Origin of the sequence: Actinoplanes sp. NPDC049548 (assembly GCF_040676695.1) — a bacterium.
In the GTDB taxonomy this organism is placed as follows: domain Bacteria; phylum Actinomycetota; class Actinomycetes; order Mycobacteriales; family Micromonosporaceae; genus Actinoplanes.
Genome location: NZ_JBFAPM010000006.1, coordinates 363,989 through 384,907 on the forward strand (window position 1 = coordinate 363,989; position 20,919 = coordinate 384,907).

Here is a 20,919-nt window from a genome sequence, read left to right on the forward strand (position 1 = left end):
AGCCCTTCCTGTCAGGCGCCGAGCCGGCGCACGATGAGGTAGACACCACCGCCGATACCGACGACCGCGCCGATGCCGGCGAAGATCCCCTTGGTACCGACCCAGTGGTCGACCAGCCAGCCGATCCCGCCCCAGACCAACATGCCCGCGAGAAGGTAGGTGACCGCCGTCATGCCCATACCCGTGTCGGGCGGGGGTGGACCGTCGTCACCGTGGGATTCGTTGGGAGGTTTCTGACCGGCCATGACGGCATGAAGATATCAGTCAGAAAGACGAAGCTAAGCGGGACCCCCCGCACAACCGCAGTTGTCCAGGCGTCGGGGGTCTCGTAGCTAGCGAGCACGGTACTCCCCCAGCGCGAGAACCGGACACCTTTGCCGCCTTTCCGTCACCGATTCGTGGATCAAAACCCACGAAAGCCCCGCTGACGAGGCGCCATCCGGCCCGACCGGTCACTGTCGGTGACTGGATCGGGCTACCCACCAGATCTGCACGGCCGTCCAGCCGACGACTCCGGTGATCACGCCCCAGCCGAGCGCCACACGGCCCGGCCACTCCGAGGAGATCACAAATGCGAGGATCACGCCGAGCAACGAGTACTTGATCACGTATGTGAGGAGGCCGAGCGGCATCAGCAGCGCCGGACGCACCGTGTCGGCCCAGGCCAGCACCAACGTCGACATGGTGTAGCTGACCGTCACGAGGGCCACTCCGGCGGCGGCCCCGACGGCCGCCGGGGGGCCGATCACGAGATATCCCACGGAAGCCGCGCACATCATCAGTGCGACCGAGAACGCCGTGAGGAAAGGCAGGTGCGCGACCCGCCACCGCGGATCGGCGGGCAAGGGCGGCAACGGCCGCCGGGCGGCACCACCCGCTTCGTCGGGAGCGGGCGCCGCCCCGGAAGCCTCGGGACCGGTCACCAGGACACCGTCCCGTCGCCGGGACCGTGCGAGCAAGGTCTCGCCGGACGTCCGGGACGGTCGGGAGACGGCTGGCACGACACCACCACCCCCGGTCCCGGCCCGGGCCGTTGGCCGGCGGCAGGGAATGTCATGCCGGAAGCCCGAGGCCTCGATGCGGACCAGCCGAATACGGCGCGTCGCCATGTGAACATCGACCGACGGCAGCCGAAGGAGAAGTCGTCACGGCAGAATCATGCCGTCCGCGCATCACGCGGGCCCGCGCAGGGCCCGCGCGGGGGCTCAGGGCGCGGGGTTCAGATCGACCAGGAGCATGTCCCGCACGCCGTCGCCGTCCCCGCGTCCGGCGATCGGCGTGACTTCGTGAGTCAGCCGCGCGTCGTCCACCATCAACGAGTCGAAGGGCTCCCGTAGCGTCAGGCGAACCGGCTGCGGGTCGGCATGGACGATGGACTCGCCGCCCTCGCACTCCCGCCGCAGGAGATGCATCGCCACGAACTCGTGACCGTCCCGGTGCCGGCCCTCCGGCGTGGGCAGGCCCGGCGCGCCCGCGCGGGCGACGATCCGCACCAGGTGCACGTTCACCACCCACGTACGAACGGGACGAAGTACCGCCGCGACCGACACGTCGAAGCCGACCAGCGCCCGCATCACCGGGTGCAGCAGGATGTCGGGTCCGGCCGGCGCGAACGTGCGTTCCTTGCCGCCCCAGAAGGGGATGATGTCCGCCTCCTGGCGGAACGACGAGTGCTCGAGGACCTCGGTGTCGATCGCGCCGTCCCGTACCGTCGCCAGAATCCGGCCGAAGCGCCGCTCCCGGTACACCCCGCCGTCGGCCATCTGGTCGTCGAGCGGGAGGTCGTCCCAGAAGCCCCGGAACCGGGCGACCGTGTCGTCCGGTAGCTCGAGGCCGAAGTCCGGCCGGGACAACACGGCGTGACCGGTCTTCCGGATCCGTTCGGCGTGGCGGTCGATGATCGGTCGGTGTGCGCGCTCCACCGAGTACGCGTCCGTCGTGTTCAGCACGGATATTCCTTTCGTTCACTACACCGGGGAGGAGGAGAGGACTCGTCGCAGCCAAGGGTCGTCGAGCAAGCCGTCGGCCTCGAACAGGCGGGCGATGCCCTCGACGGTGGCCAGCACCTGCCGGTCGAAGACGTCGGCATCCTGGGCACGCAGCGTCACCGTGGCGACCCGGAATCCGGTCTCCGACCGCTCGTCGCCCACCTCGGCGACTTCGTCCACACCGACGACGCCTGGCAGGGCACGCAGCTCGGCAGGGCGCACGTCGCTGCGCACCACGCCGTGCCGCTCGGGAAACGGCACGAACAGCCCGGCCGCGTACCCGGGACGCATCGGGGGCGGGACACCCGGGTCCAGCCCGAGGGCCACGTGCAACGCCGGCCGGATCAGGTTGGGCCCGTCGAGCAGGCGCAGCACCTGAGTCATGTGGCCACCGGCCCGGCCGTTGATCTCGATGATGTCGGCACCCGCGCCGGTGACCCGCAGCTCCGTGTGCGTCACGCGGGAGTTCACCCCGAGCGCGTCGAGCGCGTCGGACACCAGCCGCAGGACGGCGTCGAGGTCGGCGGCGGGCAGGCGGGACGGAGTGATGTCGCCCGTGGTGTTGACCGAGTCGGCGCCGTCCGGGCCGGTACGCGGGACGATCGACATCGGCGCCTTGTCGAACAGAGCGACGTGCCGATGCTCGCGGCCGACGCTGACGGTCTCCACGGAGACGAAGTCGGCGAGCCACGACACGCCGGAGGGATGCTCGCCGGACGGGATCTCCCCCTCGTACACCAGGCCTTCCCAGCCGTCCCGATGCTCGGTTTGGTAGGCGACGTCGTCGGGGCCGGCCAGAAATGCGATACCGGTGCCGCGGGCCGCCCGCCGGGGCTTGAGCACACCCGGGAAGCCCACCACCTCGACCGCCGCCGCCAGGTCCCGCGGCGAGTCGACCGCGGCCGCCCGGATCGCGGACAGGCCCCGTTCGGCGAACTGTCGGCGCTGCACCAGCTTGTCCCACGGCGCGACGGTCCCCGGAGCCCCGGGCAGCGCCAGGTCGCAGAGCGCCTCGTCGACGAAGTCCAGCTGCGAGTCGTGGAACGTGGTCAGCCCGGCCAGGCCGCGGTCCGCCACCGTCCGAGTGAGGTCATCGCCGACCACCTCGGTCTCGAACAGGGCCCGCGCCATGTCGACGATGTCCGGATGAGCGCCGGCGATGTCCTCACGGAACAGCATGACGGCCTGGCAGACCCCTCTGGCCTGCACCCAGATGTCGCGGAGGTTGCCGGCGCCGAAGGGAGCGTGCAGAACGCCCACCCGGGGAAGCGCGGTCATGCCGGCCACCCCGTCGGAGCCGATGACCGGCCGGCCGCAACTGGCATGTCGGTGCCCTCCTCGCCGTAGGTGGTGGTGACCCAGTCGTCGTTGTAGACGGTCTCCAGGTAGTGGCCACCGAGATCGGGTGCGATCGCGACCGCCACGGCGTCGCCGTCCGGGCGGTACTCCGCCAGCCAGCGCAGCGCCCCGGCGGTGACGGTGCCCGTGGACCCGCCGAAGAGGAAACCGGCGCGGGCCATCCGCCGGCAGGTGCGGATCGACTCCATCTCGGCCACATGCACGACGTCGTCGACGTACGCCAGGTCGAGCAGCGGTGGGCGTACGCCGGCGCCGAGGCCGGGGATCATCCGCGGTCCGGGCGGTGCGCCGAAGGTGACCGAGCCGACCGCGTCGACCGCTACCACGGCCACCCGCCGTCCGGAGGCCCGGAAGTACCGGGCGCAGCCCATCAGCGTGCCGGCGGTGCCCGTGCCCACGAACAGCACGTCCAGCTCGGGGAACACCCGGGCGATCGCGGGCGCCGTGACCTGCTCGTGCACCTGCCAGTTGCACGCGTTCTCGTACTGGTTCAGCCAGACGAAGCGACGATCCACGGCGCAGAGCCGGCGCACGTACCGCAGCCGGGCGCCGAGGAAGCCTCCTTCCGGGTCCGGTTCCTCGATCACGTGCACGGTGGCGCCGTAAGCCTCCATCGCGCGGCGCCTGTCGGTGCTGCACCGGGCGTCGGTGACGCACAGGAACCGGTGACCCCGGCTGGCGGCGATCATGCTGAGTGCCACGCCGAGGTTCCCCGAGGACGACTCGACGATGACGGAATCGGGACCCAGGGTGCCCGCCTCCTCCGCCGCGGCCAGCATGGCGGCGGCGGCCTTGAGCTTGACCGAGCCGGCGAAGTTGAAGCCCTCGCACTTGACGTAGAGGGCGCGGCCGACGACGCCCGTGAGGTCGACGTACAGATCCTCGGCGTTGAACATGTCGGGGCGGAGGATCACGGCCATGAGCCCGGTTCCTCCACGAAGAAGTCCGCCACCTCGGTGAGCTCGCCGTGTGCGGCCAGCTCGTCGTAGACCCAGCCGCCGAGAGCCAGGTCGAGCACGCCGAGACCGAACGGGGAGAAGATCACCGGGAGGTCGGGCGGCACCCGCACCCTGCCGGTCATGACGTCGTGCAGGGTGCCGGTCACGAAGGAGCGGTCGCCCGCCACCTGCTCGGCCAGATGCGGCGAGGTGCCGGCCCGCAGGCAGTGGTCGACGTCGTCCACCACGTTGGCGGCCCCGAGCACGATCTCGGGCGCCAGGTCCCGCAGGGACACGTGCAGCACCACCGGCCGGTGAGCGAACCACTCCGTCTCGGTGACGTGGGGCTCGGCCGTCACCGTCGCGAAGACCACGAGGTCCGAGCTGCGGATGGTGTCCTCGATCGAGGAGGTCCGCAGCAGCGGCGACGCCGGCCGGCCGGCGCGTCGCAGGTATGCGAGCAGCCCGTCGGCGTGGTCGGCGGAGAGGTCGTTGACGCGCACCTCGTCGAACGACCACCCGTCCGCGCCGAGGAACGCCGCCACGTAACGGGCGATGAGGCCGGCGCCGACGATGCCGAGCCGGCGAGGCCGGGGCCGGTCCCGGGTGAGCACCGCTGCGGCCAGGGCCGCGGACGCCGCCGTCCGGGCAGCGCTGATCACCGACCCCTCCAGGCACGCCAGCGGGCGGCCCGTGGCGTGGTCGTTGAGGACGAGCACCGCGGACGCCCGGGGCAGCCCGGCCGCGACGTTGTCCGGGAAGCTGGAGATCCACTTGATGCCGTCCCTGGGCGCGGGTCCGCCGAGCGCGGCGGGGAGCGCGATGATCCGGGCGTTCGGCCGGTCCGGGAAGCGCAGGAAGTACGAGGGCGGGTTCACGGTCCGGCCGGCACCGTGCGTCCGGTAGGCGTCCGAGACGATCGAGATGACCTGCTTCTCCCGGCCGGCCAGCAGCTCGCGGATCCGGCTGCCCGGAACGACCGCGAACGGTGCCGCGGGAACCGGCTCAGTCACGGCCCGCTCCGCTGCCCGCGGCCAGGTCCGCCCCGGCGGCGGGCGGGCAGTCGGGGGACGGCACCGGGTCCCCGAAGACCAGGCCGATCTCCCGCCGTCCCCGGTACGGTTCCCGGCTGTGCGCCATCCGGATGTTGTCGATCAGCATCAGGTCGCCCTTCCGCCACGGCTCCCGCAGGGTGTGCCGTTCGTACGTGTCGTTGATCGCGTCGATCTCGTCCGCCCCGATCGCGCCGCCGTCGCCGTACCGGGTGTTGAAGGGCAGTCCCGCCGGGCCGAACTGCATGACGAGGTACTCGCGGACGTTGCGGTCCATGGACCACTCGTTCAGGAAGGCGACCTGGTTGAACCACACCTCCGCGCCGGTGGCGGGATGCCGGACGACGGCCGCGCGTCGCTGGCGGGTGCGCAGAAGGTCGCCGTCCCAGGTCAGCTCGATGTCGTTCGCCTCGGCGTACCGCTCGGTCTCGGCCCGGTCGGCGGTGCCGAACGCCTGCTCCCACGGCAGGCCGACGAGCCGGTGGAAGCAGCGGTCGAGGATCCATCCGGACCCGGCGAAGCGCTGCCTGAGGTCCTGCGGCAGCGCGGCGAGCACGGCCTGCCCGTCGGCCACTCCGGTGACGCCGCCCTCCTCGGGCGCGGCGAAGCACGCGACGGCCAGCAGGCGGGGGTAGCAGCGGGTGGCCGACATCTCGTGGTGCATGCACATCGGCTGGTCCGGCGGCCAGTCCAGCGACGACAGCACGGCCCCGCCGAGCGGATGCCGGCGGGCGAACCCCTCCCGTTCGGCCATCGGCGGGCCGGCCACGGCGCGCGCCACCTGCTCCAGCGCCGCGGCATCGGGCAGGTCCAGACCGCGGACCAGCACCGCACCGTACCGGGCCAGGCCGTCCGCCAGCCACGAGCGGTGCTCGGCCCCCCAACCGGCGAGATGACCCGGCGGGACGGGGCGGGACAGATGTGCCATCGCCGGGCGGCCCGGCCGCGATTCCCACTCCGTCATGGGCGTTCTCCCTCCTGCTGCGCGTCGATGAGGCGGGCCAGGTCGGCAAGGACCGGATGCCGGACCAGGTTCTCCAGGGAGACACGGCCCCCGAGCGCGGCGCCGAGGCGTACCGCGGCCAGGGAGGTGCCGCCGATGTCGAAGAAGTGGTCATCGCGGTGCACGGTCTCGGTGGCGCGGGCCAGCACCTCCGCCCACGCTTGTGCCAAACGCCGTTCGGTGGGCGTACGCGGCACCTCACCGGATGTCTCCGCGAACCGCTCGGCGAGCCGGCACAGGGCGCCGCGGTCAACCTTGCCGTTGCCGTTGAGCGGCAGCTCCGGACGCTGATGGAGCGTCCGCGGCACCAGATATCCGGGGAGAACGGCGGCGAGAGCCGTCCGCACCTCCTCCGGCGCCACGGGACGGTCGGCGGTGTAGAACCCGGCGAGCCGCATGCCCGATCCACCGGCCGGAATCGCCGCCACGGCCGCGTCGCGGACCCCGGGCAGCCGCGACATCCGCATCTCGATCTCGCCGAGTTCGACCCGGAAGCCGTTGACCTTCACCTGGCTGTCGCGGCGTCCCAGGAACTCGAGCTCACCGCCGGGCAGCCAACGCCCGAAATCGCCCGAGCGGTACAGCCGCCGTCCGGGCCGGAACGGGTCCTCGGTGAACGCCAGGGCCGTGCGCTCCTGGTCATTGATGTAGCCCCGACCGACACAGATGCCGGAGAAGACGATCTCACCGGGCGCCCCGTAGGGCACCAACTGCAGGTGTTCGTCCACCACGTATACGCCGACGTTGTTCACCGCCCGGCCGACCGGCACGCGGTCGCCCGCCGGGACCTGCCGCAGGAGGTGGTGGTTGGTGTCGTCCGAGGTCTCGGTGAGGCCGTACGCATTGAGCAGCGCGACGTCCGGCAGGACCTGGAACCACCGCGCCACGAGGGGCTTCTTCAGCTCCTCGCCGGTCGCCGAGACGACGCGCAGCCGGTCGAGCCGCCGCGGGTGCCGTTCGAGGTGGGCGACGATCGCGTCGAGGTAGGACGGAACGGCCTGCAGGACCTCCACCTCGCCGGCGGTCACGGCGTCCAGGTACCGCTCGATGTCGAGGACGTCCGCCTGGTCCACGATGTACGTGCGTCCGCCGACCAGCAGCGGGGCGAGCAGTTGCCACAGCGATATGTCGAAGCACTGCGGCGCGGTCTGCGCCACGGTGGTGCCGGGCCCGATGTGCAGATCGTCGATCTTGGCAAACAGGTGGTTCGTGAGGCCGGCATGCTCGCACATCGCGCCCTTGGGGGTGCCGCTCGAGCCGGAGGTGAAGAAGACGTACGCCAGTTGCCCTGCGGTCACCTCGACGCCCGGATCGCTGTCGGGGACTCCCGTGACGCCGCGCAGATCGATGCGGCGTGACGTGCCGGCCGCCCGCATCGCCTCCTCCAGCGCGGTGCAGCGATCGGGCTGAGCGACGACCGTGCGGCAACCGCTGCCGGCCAGCATGGCCGCGATGCGCTCCGCCGGGAAATCCGGCTCCACCGGCAGGTACGCCGCTCCGGCCTTGAGCACGCCGAGGACCGCGGCGAGCCAGTCGAGTCCCCGCTCGGCGACGACCGCGACCACGTCTTCCGCGCCCACGCCCGAGCGCAGCAGAGTGTGCGCCACCCGGTTCGCCCGCCGATTCAGCAGGGCGTACGTCCACCGGGTCGCACCTTGGACCGCCGCGACACCATCCGGCACCCGGCGCACGCATTCTTCGAAGAGCTCGTGGGCACGCCGGTCGGGCACCGGGCGCACCGGACCGGCGAGGAGGTCGAGCTGGAGGGCGCGTTCACCGGCCGACAGCAGCGTACGCGCACGATGTGGTGCCTCCGGTTCGGCGGCCGCGGCCCGCAATGCCGTCGCGTGATAACCCGCGAGACGCAGTGACTCCCCTCCCCCGTCCGAGCTGGTTCCGCGCGCGAGGAGGAGCAGGTCGTCGCCGGCCCGGCGGACGGCGACCGCACCCGGGGACAACGGAACGTCTCCCGATGCGCCGGCGAGACCGCTCAGATCCAGTCGGTACGACCCCGGGGCGGCGGGCACGACCGGGCCGTCCCCGATGAGCGCTTCCGCGCCCCGCAGGACGAGTTCTCGCCACGTGACGTCACCGACGACCATGTCGCAGCGGTGTTCCCGGGACTCACCGGGCCGGACGACGCGGACGGTGACGCCGTTCGAGCCGGTCAGCGCGGCGAGCACCTTCGCATGCGCCGCGACCATGAATGCGGCCGGCGGCACGGACCATCGCTGCGCCATCCCGGTGAGCGTGGCGACCGTGGCGGCGTCGACTCGTTCCTCTCCAAGCATCAGGTCAGGCGGAACGGTCGGCGTCCATGGCCTCGACGAGGCTCCGGGGCCGCATGTCGACCCAATGCGTTTCAATGTGCTCGAGACAGGCCGCGCGGGTGTCCGCGGTTTTCTCGACCGTCCAGCCCTCCGGCACATCGGCGAACTCCGGCCACAGCGAGTACTGACCCTCGCCATTGACCAGCACCAGATAAGTGCCGTCGGGATCCTCGAACGGATTCGTCATGGCGCGCCTTCCTTTGCGGAACAGGGGCAATGAGAAAAGCCCGGAGCACAGTGAATCGGCGGACGGGCTGAAGCGCATTCCTTGAAATGCGTCGGGCGGCGTCGACTTGCCGCCGCGAGCCAGAGTCAACCTGTTCAGCCAAAATGCGTCAAGCGAGTGGAACGCGACCTTGCCGCACCGCCCGCCTGCTGCAATCTTCGCAGAGTGCAAAGCATTCATTTCACCGCCGCGGATCTGGCTCGGGTGAGCCTGGTGAGCACGATCGGGCCGATCGCCGAGACCGTGTTCGCGATGGAGGCACTCGTCCGCGGAGACAGCATCGTGTTCTCCGAGTGGCACCGGCAGGCCCGGCTGGCGCTCGGCGGTGGCCCCACACCGCTCACCGACCTGCGTCCCGTACCTGATCTGCTGTGGTTGCTGGATCGGTCGGCACCGGCGGAGGAGCACCGGCTGCGCCGCGCGGGCATGACCCGTCAGCAGGTCGCGGCGGTCGTCCACGAGTTCCACCGGTTGGCGGTCGCACCCACCTGGCGCCGGGTACGCAGCTACCTCAAGGCGGAGAGGGACGTACGGGCCCGGATTCTGACGACCGGTGGCATCGGCCGGCTGCTCGCCACCGTGCACCCGAAGGCGCAGTGGCGAGCGCCGACGCTGACGCTTCCGCTGGAGCGCCACGAGGAGGTACGCCTGGGGGGCCGCGGTCTGGTGCTGGCGCCGTCGCTGTTCCTGCCAGGCCGTACCTGCGTCGTGGTCGGTGCGCACACACCCGCGGCCACGCCGATCCTGGTGTTCCCGGCACCACCGAACCGCGCGTCGGCCCGGCTGCTGTGGGCCGGGGACGACCAGGGTCAGCAGGCACTCCCGGCCCTCATCGGCCGGACCCGGGCGGCGTTGCTGGAGGCCCTGACCGAGACCCGGACCACCGGCGAGCTGGCCGTCCGGATCGGCATCTCGGCGGCCGGCGTCAGCCAGCACACGTCGGTGCTCCGCCAGGCCGGTCTGATCACCACCCGGCGCAGCCGCAACACCGTGCTGCACAGCCTCACGACGCTGGGCATCGCGCTTCTGGACGGCAACACCAGCGGTTTCCGCCCGCCGGCGGAGCTGGGCGCCTGACACCGGTGGGCAACTGACCAAGACGGTCAGTTGCCCACGGGTGCTGCGACGATCAGCCGATCAGGGCCCGCACCGCCGCCCCGGCTTGCCGCGTCGTCAGGGTGCCACCCATGTCGGCCGTGCACCGCTCCGCCGCGACCGCGGCCGCGACCGCCTTGTCGACCGCGTCGGCCTCGGCCTGGTAGCCGAGCCGCGCCAGCAGCAGTGCCAGACTGCTGATGGCCCCGAACGGGTTGGCGATTCCCCTGCCCACGATGTCGGGCGCGCTGCCGTGCACCGGCTCGTACAGTCCGAAGCCCGTGGCGAGGTTCAGGTTGGCCGAGGCGGCGCAGCCGATTCCCCCGGCGACTTCCGCCGCGATGTCGCTGAGGATGTCGCCGTAGGAGTTGTTGGTGACGATCACGTCGAACTGGGTGGGGTCCGAGACCAGCTTCATCGCCGCCGCGTCGACGTAGAGGTGCGAGACCGGCACGTCCGGGTGCTGGGCGACCGCTTCCGTCCAGCACCGCTGCCACAGGGCACCCCCGAACCGTACGGCGTTGGACTTGTCCACCATGCACACGCCCCGCCGGGCGATCCCGAAGGCGTAGTCGATGACCCGCGACACGCCGAGGTAGGTGCTCGTGTCGGTGTCCATGGCGATCTCGTCGGGCGTACCGACGCGCAACCGGCCGCCGATGCCGGTGTAGAGGCCCTCGGTGTTCTCCCGGACGATCACACAGTCGATCTCCCGGGAGCCGGCCCGGCGCAGCGGACTCACCCGCTCGTGCAGCAGTCTGGCCGGCCGGTGATTGACATAGAGGTCGAGTTCCAGGCGCAGGCGCAGCAGGACACCGCGAGCGTACTCACCGGAGCGTACCCTCGGGTCACCGACCGCTCCGAACAGGACGCCGCTGCTGTCGCGGACCCGGGCGAACTCCTCGTCGGTCAGCGTTTCGCCCGTCCGCAGGAAGCGATCCGCGTTGACGTGGTCGAGTACGTCGACGGCGAGCGGCAGCCCCAGCACGGCGAGCGTCTCCAGGGCTTCAGGCACCACCTCCGGACCGATGCCGTCGCCGGGAATGACGGTGATGACGCTCACGAATGTCTCCTTCCTGAGCGGGTCAGCGCGACAAGTTGCGCTCTGCGGCCCGGAGGGTGTCGAGGGTGCGGTTGAACGCGATCCGTACGTATCTGCTCCCGCGCTCCGGATCGGCGAAGAAGGGGGTGGCCGGGACCACCAGGACTGCCGACTCCTCGAGCAGACGCCGGACGTAATCACGGCAGTCCGCGGCGGTGACCGCGGAGATGTCGGCGAGCAGGAAGCAGCCGCCCTCGGCGGGCTGGAAAGTGAAGCCGAGATCCCCGAAGATCTGCTGCGCGACGTCGCGACGAGCGGCGAGGTCGATCGCGGGCCGCCAGCGTTCCCCGGCCACCAGACCGGCGTGCCCGGCGGCGAACTGCAGCGGCGCCGCGGCGCCGTTGCTGGTCACCTCGTGCACCCTGCGCAGCACGTCGGTGCGCCGTGCCTCGGCACGGAGGTATCCCAGCCGCCATCCGCTGACGGCAAGGCTCTTGGAGAGCGATCCGATGACGATGCTCCGGTCACGCAGCCCCGGAACGTCCATCACGGAGAGATGGTTGCGGCCGTCGAACACCAGGCCGGCGTAGACCTCGTCGGAGATCACGGTGACGTCCCAGCGTTCGCAGAGCCGCGCGATCTCGTCCAGCTCCTCCAGGGTCAGCATCCGTCCCGTGGGATTGCTGGGCGAGTTCACGATCAAGGCACGCGTCCGGGGACCGAACGCTTCGGCGAGCTCAGCGGCGTCCAGCCGCCAGTGCGGCGCCCGCAGCGAGACGACGCGGGGCACGCCGCCGGCAAGGGCGATGGCATTGACGAAGTTCTCGTAGAACGGCTCCAGGATGACTACCTCGTCGCCCGGGTCCACGCTCGCGAGAACCGCCGCGCACAGTGCCTCCGTGCCACCGACGGTGACGGTTATGTCGGTATCGGGGTCGGCGGGTGTGCTGAACGAGTCGGCGATCTGGCGGCGCAGCATCGCCTCGCCGTGTGCGGCCTCGTACTGATTGCGGCCGCTGCGCAGAGCCTCTACCGCGCCTTCGATCAGCCGTGGCGGCGTCACCGGGAATCCCGGCGTGCCGACGGCCAGGTCGATGGCGCTGCGCTCGCGCGCGAGAACGAACAGTTCCGCGAGGCTGCTGCCGTTCAGGTGCTGCGCCCGGACGGCGAACGGGTCGCGCAGCGCCCGGCCGGCGACGGCGCCGGTCATCGGGTCGCGCCCGGTTGCACGTACGGCCCCAGCGCCAGCGAACCCCGCTCGATCGTCGGCAGAAAGGACGGCCGGCGCCGCTCGTACGCGGCGATCCGCTCATCCCGGTCGATGGTCACGGCGATGTCGTCGAGCCCGTTCAGCAGCAGCCACCGAGCCCGCGAATCCACCTCGAACGGCCACGATCGCTCATCGGCGCGTACCGCACAGTCGACCAGATCGACGTCGATCGTCAGATCACCCGGCTCCGCGCGCTCGGCGAGGTAGGTCACCGCCTCGGCATCCAACCGGACGGCGAGCAACCCGTTCTTCAGTGCGTTGCGCAGGAAGATGTCGCCGAAGCTGGTGGCGATGACGGCCGCGAAGCCCCAGTCGCGCAGCGCCCACACGGCGTGCTCACGAGAGCTGCCGGTGCCGAAGTTGTGCCCGGCCACGAGCACCGAGGCGCCGGCGGCGTCCGGCCGGTTGAGCACGAAGTCCGGTTCCTTGCGCCAGTGCGCGAAGAGCGCGTCCTCGTATCCGCTCTTGGTGAGCCGCTTGCAGAATTCCGCCGGGATGATCTGATCGGTGTCCACGTCGCTGCGTCGCAGCGCGAGGGCGCGTCCCCGGTGTCGGGTCAGGGGTTCCACAGGGTCCTCCTCAGAGCTGCGCCGGCGCGACGAGGCGCCCGGCGACAGCAGTGGCCGCGGCCACGACCGGGGACACGAGGTGCGTCCGCGCCGTGGTGCCCTGCCGGCCTTCGTAGTTGCGGTTGGACGTCGAGGCGATGCGTTTGCTGCCCTGCACCCGGTCGGAGTTGATGCCCATGCACATGGAACAGCCCGCGGTGCGCCACTGCGCCCCAGCGGCGCGGAAGACCTCGTCCAGCCCCTCCGCCTCCGCCTGCTCACGCACCTGCATCGAGCCCGGGACGACCAGCATCTGCACGTCACCGGCGACCCGCCGGCCGCGCAGCACCTCGGCCGCGGCCCGCAGATCCTCGATGCGACCGTTGGTGCACGACCCGAGGAACACCATGTCGATGGGCAGCCGGCCCAGGTGCGTACCGGGCGACAGACCCATGTACTCCAGTGCCCGCGCCGCGGCCTGCCGCTCGACCGGGTCCGCGAAGCTGTCCGGCTCGGGCACCGCCTGTCCCAGAGGTACGGCCTGGCCCGGGTTGGTGCCCCAGGTGACGAAGGGGACAAGGCCGTCCACCTCCACGACGACCGTGCGGTCGAAGACGGCGTCCGGATCAGTACCCAGCGACGACCAGTACCGCCGCGCGGTGTCGAACGCCTCGCCTGCCGGAGCCGCGGGACGGTCCCCCAGGTACGCCTCCGTGGTCGCGTCCGGGGCGATGAGGCCGGCTCGCGCCCCGGCCTCGATGCTCATGTTGCACAGTGTCATCCGCCCCTCCATGGACAGCGCCCGCACGGCCGGGCCCCGGTACTCCAGGACGTGACCGTTGGCGCCGTTGGCACCGAGCCCGCTGATGAAGGCGAGGGCCAGGTCCTTGGGCGTGATGTCCGGGGACGGCGTACCCCGGAAGTCCACGGCCATGGTCCGCGGCCGTGGCAAAGCGAGGGTCTGGGTGGCCAGTACGTGCTCGACGTCGCTGGTGCCGACCCCGAAGGCCAGCGCCCCGAACGCCCCGTGGGTCGACGTGTGGCTGTCCCCGCAGATGACCGTCATGCCGGGCTGGATCAGCCCCAGTTCGGGGCCGACCACATGCACGATGCCCTGCCGGCGGTCGCCGAGGCGCAGGTGCTCGATGCCGTGCTCGGCACAGTTGCGGCCGAGCTGCTCGACCTGCGCCCGGCCCATGGCGTCGCGGATGAGCAGCGTGTCGGTCGGGACGTTGTGGTCTTCCATCGCCAGCGTGAGGTCGGGCCGACGGACCTTGCGGCCGGCGAGCCGCAGACCGTCGAACGCCTGTGGCGAGCTGGCCTCGTGCACCAGGTGCAGGTCGATGTAGAGAAGGTCCGGCTCGCCCGCCGAGCGGTACACCACATGGCTGTCCCAGATCTTCTCGACCAGAGTGCTGCCCATCAGGCCTGGGCTCCGGCGCCGGCGGGCTGGCCGCTCAGGCGTTGCTCCACGACGTGGCGGAGATCGTCCAGCTCCACGCATGTTCCGTCGGTGCGGCCGGCGATGTACTCGTCGTACAGCTCGTCGACGACGGTGGTGTCCGGGCGGGCGCCGGCGTCCGCCATGGCCTTGCGGATGACGGCCCGGCCGGAGTGCCGGCCGACGAGGATGGCACGGGTACGCCCGAAGCGTTCGGGTTCCGCGTACTCGTACGTGATCGGGTTGCGCAGCATGCCGGCCTGATGGATACCGGCTTGGGTGGCGAACGCGTTGTCGCCGAAAATGGCCTTGTTGCGGGGCGGCACCAGGCCGATCGTGCGGCACAGCAGGCGGAAGACCTCATACATGCCCTCGGGGCGGACGCCGGTGGTGAAGCCGAGCTGCTCGCTCTTGTACGTCGTCACGGCCACCAGTTCCTCCAGCGGCGTGTTACCGGCACGTTCCCCGATGCCGGCGAGGGTCGCTTGCACCTCGTCGGCGCCGGCCGCCACGCCGGCGAGCGCGTTGGCCAGCGACAGGCCGAAGTCGTGGTGGCAGTGCGTGGAGACGATCACCGACGGGGGCGCCCAGGAACGGATCCTCGCGATCAGGTCGGCGTACTCGGCAGGCACGAGGCAGCCCGTGGTGTCGGCCACGCCGATGGTGGTGAGGCCGTTCTCGGCGGCGGCCTCGATCAGCGGGCGCAGCAGGTCGTCGCTGCCCCGGCTGGCGTCCTCGAGTCCGAGGGTGATGTCGGTGAAGCCGAGCGACTGCGCGTACCGGAAGCTTTCGGTGATCTCCCGGATGCCCTCGGCCCGGGTGATGCCGCGCTTGTGTTCCAGGTGGACGTCACTGCCGGTGGCCATGATCTGGATCTGGTGGTTCTCCACCCCACCGGCCTTGGCGGCGATCTCGATGTCCTCGCGGGTGGCCCGGTTGAGGGTGGCCATCTTCGCCGTCGTGAGCGCCTGCGAGATGAGCTGTGTCGCCTCGAAGTCGCTCGGCGACGAGCTGGGGAAGCCGGCCTCGACGGTGTCCACGCCGAGCGCTTCCAGGGCGAGTGCCAATTGCAGTTTCTGAGCCGGCTGCATGGCGTTTCCGGGCGCCTGTTCCCCGTCGCGCAATGTCGTGTCGAATACCCGGATACGCCGCACCTGATCAGTCATTTCGCGCGCCTTCCGATAATGTGGATCAGCGGTTACCCCTTCAGCCTGCGAGGCTCCCGGCACACCGGCAACGACTTTAAGTCCACCCTTAAGGCCGCAGGGATTGCACGTACGCGGCGAGGTCGCGCAGCCGTGGATGTGTGTACACGGTCCGCGTCTTGATGGTGACGCCGTATTCGTCTTTCAGCCGCGCGACGACCCGCAGGGCCACGAGGGAATGGCCACCCAGAGCGAAGAAATCGTCGTCGGCCGACACGGATTCCTTGTCCAGGACGTCCGCCCAGGTGCGCGCGATGAGTTGCTCCACCTCGCCGGCCGGTGCCGCGGCGCCGGCGACCGGCCGCCGGTCCGGGTCGGGCAGTGCCGACCAGTCGACCTTGCCGCCGATGGTGCGCGGCACCTCCCGCAACGCCACGAGCGCGCTCGGCAGCATGTACCGGGGCAGCCGCTCGCGCAGATGAGCCCCGATCCCCTCCGGGGACGGGTCCGCGCCGGATGCGGGGACGTAGTAACCGACGAGTCCTGGCCCGCGAAGCACCGCGAAGGCCTGAGCCACGTCACCGTGCCCGGCAAGTACCTGCTCGATCTCGCCGAGCTCGATGCGATGCCCGCGCCATTTCACCTGCCGGTCGACCCGGCCGCGATACTCCAGAGTGCCGTCGGGGCGCCGGTGGACGCGGTCGCCGGTGCGGTACATGCGCGATCCGTCCGCGGCGACCGGGTCGGCGACGAATGTCTGGGCTGTCCTGCCGGGATTCCGCCGGTAGCCCTGGGAGACACCGCCTCCGGCGAGATACAGCTCGCCGTCGGCCGTCTCGCGCAGGGCGTCGTCAAGAACGTACCCGCGGACGCCCGGCAGCGGCAGCCCGATGTGCACACCCCCCTCCTCAATGGGGGCGGCGGTGGCGTCGACGGTGCACTCGGTGGGCCCGTAGACGTTGACGGCCTCGATCTGCTCGCGATCGGCCACGAACTGTGCCCACATGTCCGGGGGTATGGGTTCTCCCCCGATCAGGATCCGCATGCGCTCGCGCAGCGTACGACCGGCGACGATCTGCTCGCGCAGCACCCGCCAGTGCGACGGCGTCACATCCAGATCGGTGGCGCCGCTGCTGCGCAAGTATTCGGCGAGGCGCTCCGGGTCCTCCCGCCACTCGTCGGGTACGAGCACGAGCGTGTCACCGCGGCAGATGCGGATCCACTGCTGCACCGAGGCGTCGAAGGCGACGCTGGCGTTCCACGCCACCCGGCGTTGCGTCCCCTGGTAGACGCCACCCTTCTCCAGCGCGCCCAGCAGGTGCGTAACGTTGCGGCGGCTGACCTGGACGCCTTTGGGCCGCCCGGTCGACCCGGAGGTGTAGATGACGTACGCCAGGTCGTCCGGATGGGTGTGGGACTCTGGGGGCTCGCCGACTGCGGCCAGCTCCGCGGTGTCGGTCACGACGAAGGCCGTACCGGCGTCGCCCATGATGAGGTCCCGCCGACGGACGGGCTCCGCCGGATCCAGGGGAAGGTAGGCTGCCCCGCTGCGCCATACCGCGAGCAGGACGGCGACCAGTTCCACGCCGCGTGGCAGGGCGACACCCACCAGTGTCGCGGGTCCCGCCCCGCGCGCGGCCAGGCCCGTGGCGAAGCGCCCCACCAGGTCGTCGAGCTGGGCGAAGGTGGTGTCGCCCGTCGGGGTGTGTACGGCGATCCGGTCCGGGGTACGCCGCACGACGTCGGCGAACCTGTCGAGAACCTCCCAGGACCCGGTCATCGGCGCAACCCCGCGGTCGCCGGAACGGTCGGGGCGCAGTCCGCCACTGCCGTCGGCTGCCCCATCGCCACCACGATCCTCCGGTCTCCGCGGTAGGCCTCCCGGCCGTGCGCACAAAGCACGTTGTCCACCAGCAGCAGGTCGCCGACGGACCAGGGTGCCCGCACAGTGGCCAGCTCGTACGCCGCGTTGAGTGCGTCCACGTCGGCGCGGCGCAACGGCTCGCCGTCGCCGAACGAGGTGTTGAAGGGCAGCCTCTCGGGTCCCAGCTCGTCGACGAGGACCTCCCGGATCGCCGGGTCGAGGGACCATTCGCTCCAGAAGGCGGCGTGGTTGAACCAGACGGCCTCTCCCGTGACGGGGTGGTGGATCACGGCCGAGCGGGTCTGCGTCGTGCGAAAGGCCCCGTCCGGCAACCGTTCGGGGGCGATGCGGTGCTCCTCGCAGTACCGGAGGGCCGCGTCGTCCGTGTCGACGCCCAGGGCGGTACGCCAGTCCAGGGAGATGGTGTCGGAGTAGGTGCGGGTGAGCGCCCAGCCATGGGTGCGGAACCGGTGCAGCAGGGCCTCCGGGATGGCCTCGAGCACCTTGCGGCAGTCGGCGACCGGGGTGGCACCGCCATCGGCCGGGGCCACGAGGCAGCCGAACAGCAGCAGACCGGGAAAGGTGAGGGTGTAGCTGTTCTCGTTGTGCTGCCGGATCGGCTGCGCGGGTGGCAGGTCCGTCGACGAGAACACACCCCCGCCGAAGTCGCTGCGCGGTGTCGCCTTCTCCTGATAGGAGGCCGGCTCGGTGAGCAGGACGTCGCGGGCTCGGGCGAAGTCCTCGGCGGTGCGGATCGGCAATCCTTCGAGATGCAACGCGCCGTGCTCCTGCAGGGCGGCCATGATGACCGGGCGCGATTCGCGCAGCCAGGCCAGTGCGTCGTCCGCGGGGAGCTGGGACGGGGCCCGGACCGAGGCCGGCCGGCCCGGTGCGGTACGGCAGTCCTGTGCGGTCATCACGTTCGTGCTCATCCGAGAAGCCCTTCCTGTGCCGGCGCTGCGGTCACCGTCGTCGGGGTGGCGAAGTAGGCGGGCAGGTCCGCCCAGACCGCGGGGTTGTAGAAGTGGCCGCCGGGCAGTTCGTCGCTGCGGAACCCGGCGCGGGCGACGCGCCGCCAGTGCGCGGCGACGTCCGCCTCGATGACGTCGTCAGCCGCGCCGTGCAGCACCTGAATCGGGACGTCCGTGGCGGTCCCGTGCGGAAGCGCGAAGGTGTCCCTGACCCGGATGTCCGCCCGAAGAAGGTCGAGCGCCATCTCCGTCAGGTCGGCATCGCCGAGGACGTGGTCGGGCAGCATCCCGCTCTTGCGCATCCAGGCGATCAGCGTCTCGTCGGTGTCGTCCAGCCGCGGGAACATGTCGCGGGCTGTCAGTCCGCGGTCCGGGGAGTTGCACGACGACACCACCAGCAGCTCCGGCAGCCGAGCTCGAAGCCGCGCCATCCGGGTGACCACGTCGAACGCCATCCAGCCACCCATGCTGTGCCCGAACAGGGTGTAGGGCCGGTCGGCCCCGAGCGCCACCGACCGGCACGCGTCGGCGGCGAGCTCGTCCCAGCTGACGGCGAACCGCTCCGCGAACCGGCCCTCGCGTCCCGGGTAGCACACGATGACCAGCTCGACGTCGTCGTCGACCCGGGACGCCCACGACTTGTACGCCGCCGCACCGCCGCCGCAGAAGCTGAGGCAGATCAGCCGGCGCGAGGCGTCCGGCCGGGGTAGCGGCCGCACCAGGGTGGCTTGCGCGTTCCGATCCGGGATCATGCGGCCCGCACCCCGTCGAAGGTGAGCACGATGACATCCCGATGGGCCCGGCCCGGCAGCTTGGGCGTGATGGGGCTGACGTAGTGCCGGACCGCGCGATCGTTGAGAACCATGGTCTCGCCCGCCGCCATGCTGCGTTCGACGAGCAGCTCACCGGCTTGCTCGGCGCCGGGCAGCGACACCATGGAGATCCCGCCGTTGACGTTGCACTGCCCGACGCAGGTGATCACCACCCAGTCGAAGCCGTCCCGGTGGAATCCCTCGGGTGCGGGATAGCCGTTGAAGTCGTCGTCGGCCACGATTCGGATCTGGTGACACCCCACCGTCACCGTCTCGCCCAGGGGGACCGGAAGCAGGTTCTCGTCGTCGACCAGGCGCTCGGCGAACACTCGGGCCGCCGTGCTCAGGGGCGCGAACCGGCGCGGCCGGCCGCCGGCGTACGAGTTGATCGCCTCGCTCTGGAGGAAGTCCTGGGCGTCGTCCGTCCAGTCCAGCTTGCGGTCCCGCATGGTGGCCGGACCGAACGCGCGGAACCGGAAGGGGACCGCGGTTCTGAGGTAGTCGTCCGGGGGTAGGTCGCCGAAGCTGTGCAGAAGGTCGGTATTGATCTTGTCCACGCTGTTCACCATGCGGAGGTACACAACTCTCCCCTTATCCCTCGTCGTCAGAGCGCCTGTCGCGCCGGGCGCTCACGGCGCCGCAGGGCCGGTCGGCTGGAGCGGGGCAGGCTGTCGAGCCGTTCGGCCAGGCCGGCCACCGTCGGCGTCTCGAAGATCGCGGCGATCGGCACCTCGACGCCGAAGGCCGTACGCATCCGCGTCACCAGCCGGGTCGCGAGCAGAGAGTGACCGCCGAGGTCGAAGAAGTCGTCGTCGATCCCGACCCGGTCCGCCGCCAGAACCTGGGCGAACATCTCGCAGAGCCGCTCCTCGCGCGGGGTCCGCGCGGCTCGTCCGGTGCTCACCGCGGCATAGTCGGGGGCCGGTAGCGCCCGGACGTCCACCTTGCCGTTGGGCGTCAGGGGAACCGCGCCGATCACGACGATCGCCGACGGCACCATGTGACCCGGTAGCTTGCCGGCCGCGTGCCGGCGGACGGCGGCGGTCAACGCGCCGATCTGCGGGGTGGCGTAGGGCTTGCTCACCCACTGTCCCGGCGAGCCGGACGTCCCGGCGGGCCGGTACACCCCCGACAGGGCGTCCGCGCCTGCCGGCAGCAGTACGGCGTCGAAGTATTCCGGGCCGGCGGCCGACCACGTCACCACCGCGCGCAGACCGGCGTCCTGCACCCAGCCCAGCAACACTTCCGGATCTACCGGCTCGCCGTGGGACTGTGGAGGAGCGCCACCGTCCATCAGCTCCCGCATGACCGCCACTTCTCCGGTCACCCGGGCGTTCGGCAGGCCGGTGAGGCGAACCGGTACGGTGGCCTCACCCACCGCCGCGACCAGAGCCTCCGTGCCGGTGACGTCCTCACCCCAGCGCAACTCCGGTACGCCGGCCAGCTCCCGGACGGCGTCGCCACCACTCTTGTGCAGGACCACCTCGTACCTGTGCCGGGTCAGCTCGTTGTGCGCGGCTCCCCGCTTGAGGCGGATGTCGACGCCGGCCAGGCCGTCGATCGCGCCCTTCAGCATGCTGAAGAACTCGGGCGCGATGACGAGCTCCTTGTCCATCAGGACGGCGTGCTCGACGGCTGCTCGCAGCCGGGACGGCGCGGCGGATCCGAGGCGGGCCCGCTGCACCGCGGTGTGGAAGGCCCGCTGGGTGGTCGCGTTGCGGACGTCGCCGATCAGGATGTGACCGCCGGGGGCGAGCAGACCCAGCAACCGATCGATCACCGACGCCAGATACTCACCATCCGGGAAGTACTGCACCACCGAGTTCAACACCACC

General features: G+C 71.0%; 20 protein-coding genes. 1 reads left to right on the forward strand and 19 read right to left on the reverse strand.

Annotation, left to right across the window (positions count from 1 at the left end; genetic code table 11):
- Positions 1-11: 11 nt before the first annotated feature.
- The 9 genes from AB0J80_RS15490 to AB0J80_RS15530 all read right to left on the reverse strand — a co-directional run bounded on the left by AB0J80_RS15490 (position 12) and on the right by AB0J80_RS15530 (position 8,857).
- Entirely contained in the window at positions 12-173 is a 162-nt protein-coding gene (locus tag AB0J80_RS15490; RefSeq protein ID WP_364705003.1) for an AtpZ/AtpI family protein, read from the reverse strand.
- Between the two features lie 279 nt (positions 174-452).
- Positions 453-923, reverse strand: coding sequence for a hypothetical protein (locus AB0J80_RS15495; RefSeq protein WP_364705005.1), 471 nt, complete (start codon positions 921-923; stop codon positions 453-455).
- A 282-nt stretch (positions 924-1,205) separates the two neighbouring features.
- Entirely contained in the window at positions 1,206-1,949 is a 744-nt protein-coding gene (locus tag AB0J80_RS15500) for a 2OG-Fe dioxygenase family protein (RefSeq protein WP_364705007.1), read from the reverse strand.
- Positions 1,950-1,967: 18 nt separating this feature from the next.
- On the reverse strand, positions 1,968-3,266 hold the full coding sequence (locus AB0J80_RS15505; protein ID WP_364705009.1) for a hypothetical protein: 1,299 nt from the start codon (positions 3,264-3,266) through the stop codon (positions 1,968-1,970).
- Positions 3,263-4,267: a 2,3-diaminopropionate biosynthesis protein SbnA gene (gene sbnA, locus AB0J80_RS15510; RefSeq protein WP_364705011.1), complete on the reverse strand. Its 1,005-nt coding sequence runs from the start codon at positions 4,265-4,267 to the stop codon at positions 3,263-3,265. The genes AB0J80_RS15505 and sbnA overlap by 4 nt, the downstream gene beginning before the upstream one ends.
- Entirely contained in the window at positions 4,258-5,298 is a 1,041-nt protein-coding gene (sbnB, locus tag AB0J80_RS15515; RefSeq protein WP_364705013.1) for a 2,3-diaminopropionate biosynthesis protein SbnB, read from the reverse strand. Before sbnB ends, sbnA begins: the two co-directional genes overlap by 10 nt.
- Positions 5,291-6,301, reverse strand: coding sequence for a TauD/TfdA family dioxygenase (locus AB0J80_RS15520; RefSeq protein WP_364705015.1), 1,011 nt, complete (start codon positions 6,299-6,301; stop codon positions 5,291-5,293). Before AB0J80_RS15520 ends, sbnB begins: the two co-directional genes overlap by 8 nt.
- The gene (locus tag AB0J80_RS15525; RefSeq protein WP_364705017.1) at positions 6,298-8,631 is read right to left on the reverse strand and encodes a non-ribosomal peptide synthetase; all 2,334 of its coding nucleotides are present in this window, start codon (positions 8,629-8,631) and stop codon (positions 6,298-6,300) included. Before AB0J80_RS15525 ends, AB0J80_RS15520 begins: the two co-directional genes overlap by 4 nt.
- A gap of 4 nt (positions 8,632-8,635) precedes the next feature.
- A complete protein-coding gene (locus tag AB0J80_RS15530; protein ID WP_364705019.1) occupies positions 8,636-8,857 on the reverse strand; it encodes an MbtH family protein in 222 nt (73 codons plus the stop codon).
- 204 nt (positions 8,858-9,061) lie between these two features.
- Here AB0J80_RS15530 and AB0J80_RS15535 point away from each other — a divergent pair, with 204 nt between their 5' ends.
- Positions 9,062-9,973: a winged helix-turn-helix domain-containing protein gene (locus AB0J80_RS15535; RefSeq protein ID WP_364705021.1), complete on the forward strand. Its 912-nt coding sequence runs from the start codon at positions 9,062-9,064 to the stop codon at positions 9,971-9,973.
- A 52-nt stretch (positions 9,974-10,025) separates the two neighbouring features.
- Here the strand turns inward: AB0J80_RS15535 and AB0J80_RS15540 are convergent, their stop codons facing one another.
- The 10 genes from AB0J80_RS15540 to AB0J80_RS15585 all read right to left on the reverse strand — a co-directional run.
- Complete coding sequence (locus tag AB0J80_RS15540; RefSeq protein WP_364705023.1) at positions 10,026-11,054, reverse strand: isocitrate/isopropylmalate family dehydrogenase; 1,029 nt, start codon at positions 11,052-11,054, stop codon at positions 10,026-10,028.
- Positions 11,055-11,076: 22 nt separating this feature from the next.
- The gene (locus AB0J80_RS15545) at positions 11,077-12,243 is read right to left on the reverse strand and encodes an aminotransferase class I/II-fold pyridoxal phosphate-dependent enzyme (RefSeq protein WP_364705025.1); all 1,167 of its coding nucleotides are present in this window, start codon (positions 12,241-12,243) and stop codon (positions 11,077-11,079) included.
- A complete protein-coding gene (gene leuD, locus AB0J80_RS15550) occupies positions 12,240-12,872 on the reverse strand; it encodes a 3-isopropylmalate dehydratase small subunit (RefSeq protein ID WP_364705027.1) in 633 nt (210 codons plus the stop codon). The genes AB0J80_RS15545 and leuD overlap by 4 nt, the downstream gene beginning before the upstream one ends.
- 10 nt (positions 12,873-12,882) lie before the next feature.
- Positions 12,883-14,274, reverse strand: coding sequence for a 3-isopropylmalate dehydratase large subunit (gene leuC, locus AB0J80_RS15555; RefSeq protein WP_364705029.1), 1,392 nt, complete (start codon positions 14,272-14,274; stop codon positions 12,883-12,885).
- A complete protein-coding gene (locus tag AB0J80_RS15560; RefSeq protein WP_364705031.1) occupies positions 14,274-15,458 on the reverse strand; it encodes a pyruvate carboxyltransferase in 1,185 nt (394 codons plus the stop codon). Before AB0J80_RS15560 ends, leuC begins: the two co-directional genes overlap by 1 nt.
- Before the next feature lie 88 nt (positions 15,459-15,546).
- Entirely contained in the window at positions 15,547-17,217 is a 1,671-nt protein-coding gene (locus tag AB0J80_RS15565; RefSeq protein WP_364705033.1) for a non-ribosomal peptide synthetase, read from the reverse strand.
- A complete protein-coding gene (locus AB0J80_RS15570; RefSeq protein ID WP_364705035.1) occupies positions 17,214-18,233 on the reverse strand; it encodes a TauD/TfdA family dioxygenase in 1,020 nt (339 codons plus the stop codon). Before AB0J80_RS15570 ends, AB0J80_RS15565 begins: the two co-directional genes overlap by 4 nt.
- Entirely contained in the window at positions 18,230-19,024 is a 795-nt protein-coding gene (locus AB0J80_RS15575; RefSeq protein WP_364705037.1) for an alpha/beta fold hydrolase, read from the reverse strand. Before AB0J80_RS15575 ends, AB0J80_RS15570 begins: the two co-directional genes overlap by 4 nt.
- Entirely contained in the window at positions 19,021-19,641 is a 621-nt protein-coding gene (locus AB0J80_RS15580) for a 2OG-Fe dioxygenase family protein (protein WP_364705039.1), read from the reverse strand. The genes AB0J80_RS15575 and AB0J80_RS15580 overlap by 4 nt, the downstream gene beginning before the upstream one ends.
- Before the next feature lie 47 nt (positions 19,642-19,688).
- The coding region (locus tag AB0J80_RS15585; RefSeq protein ID WP_364705041.1) for a phosphopantetheine-binding protein at positions 19,689-20,919 on the reverse strand (1,231 nt) is incomplete at its 5' end.

What these genes read in the sequence shown, in the direction of transcription:
- AB0J80_RS15490 (WP_364705003.1), bottom strand. Translation starts at nt 173, where the DNA reads ATGACGGCGGTCACCTACCTTCTCGCGGGCATGTTGGTCTGGGGCGGG.
- AB0J80_RS15505 (WP_364705009.1), bottom strand. Translation starts at nt 3,266, where the DNA reads ATGACCGCGCTTCCCCGGGTGGGCGTTCTGCACGCTCCCTTCGGCGCC.
- sbnA (WP_364705011.1), bottom strand. Translation starts at nt 4,267, where the DNA reads ATGGCCGTGATCCTCCGCCCCGACATGTTCAACGCCGAGGATCTGTAC.
- AB0J80_RS15520 (WP_364705015.1), bottom strand. Translation starts at nt 6,301, where the DNA reads ATGACGGAGTGGGAATCGCGGCCGGGCCGCCCGGCGATGGCACATCTG.
- AB0J80_RS15525 (WP_364705017.1), bottom strand. Translation starts at nt 8,631, where the DNA reads ATGCTTGGAGAGGAACGAGTCGACGCCGCCACGGTCGCCACGCTCACC.
- AB0J80_RS15530 (WP_364705019.1), bottom strand. Translation starts at nt 8,857, where the DNA reads ATGACGAATCCGTTCGAGGATCCCGACGGCACTTATCTGGTGCTGGTC.
- AB0J80_RS15545 (WP_364705025.1), bottom strand. Translation starts at nt 12,243, where the DNA reads ATGACCGGCGCCGTCGCCGGCCGGGCGCTGCGCGACCCGTTCGCCGTC.
- leuC (WP_364705029.1), bottom strand. Translation starts at nt 14,274, where the DNA reads ATGGGCAGCACTCTGGTCGAGAAGATCTGGGACAGCCATGTGGTGTAC.
- AB0J80_RS15560 (WP_364705031.1), bottom strand. Translation starts at nt 15,458, where the DNA reads ATGACTGATCAGGTGCGGCGTATCCGGGTATTCGACACGACATTGCGC.
- AB0J80_RS15565 (WP_364705033.1), bottom strand. Translation starts at nt 17,217, where the DNA reads ATGACCGGGTCCTGGGAGGTTCTCGACAGGTTCGCCGACGTCGTGCGG.
- AB0J80_RS15570 (WP_364705035.1), bottom strand. Translation starts at nt 18,233, where the DNA reads ATGAGCACGAACGTGATGACCGCACAGGACTGCCGTACCGCACCGGGC.
- AB0J80_RS15575 (WP_364705037.1), bottom strand. Translation starts at nt 19,024, where the DNA reads ATGATCCCGGATCGGAACGCGCAAGCCACCCTGGTGCGGCCGCTACCC.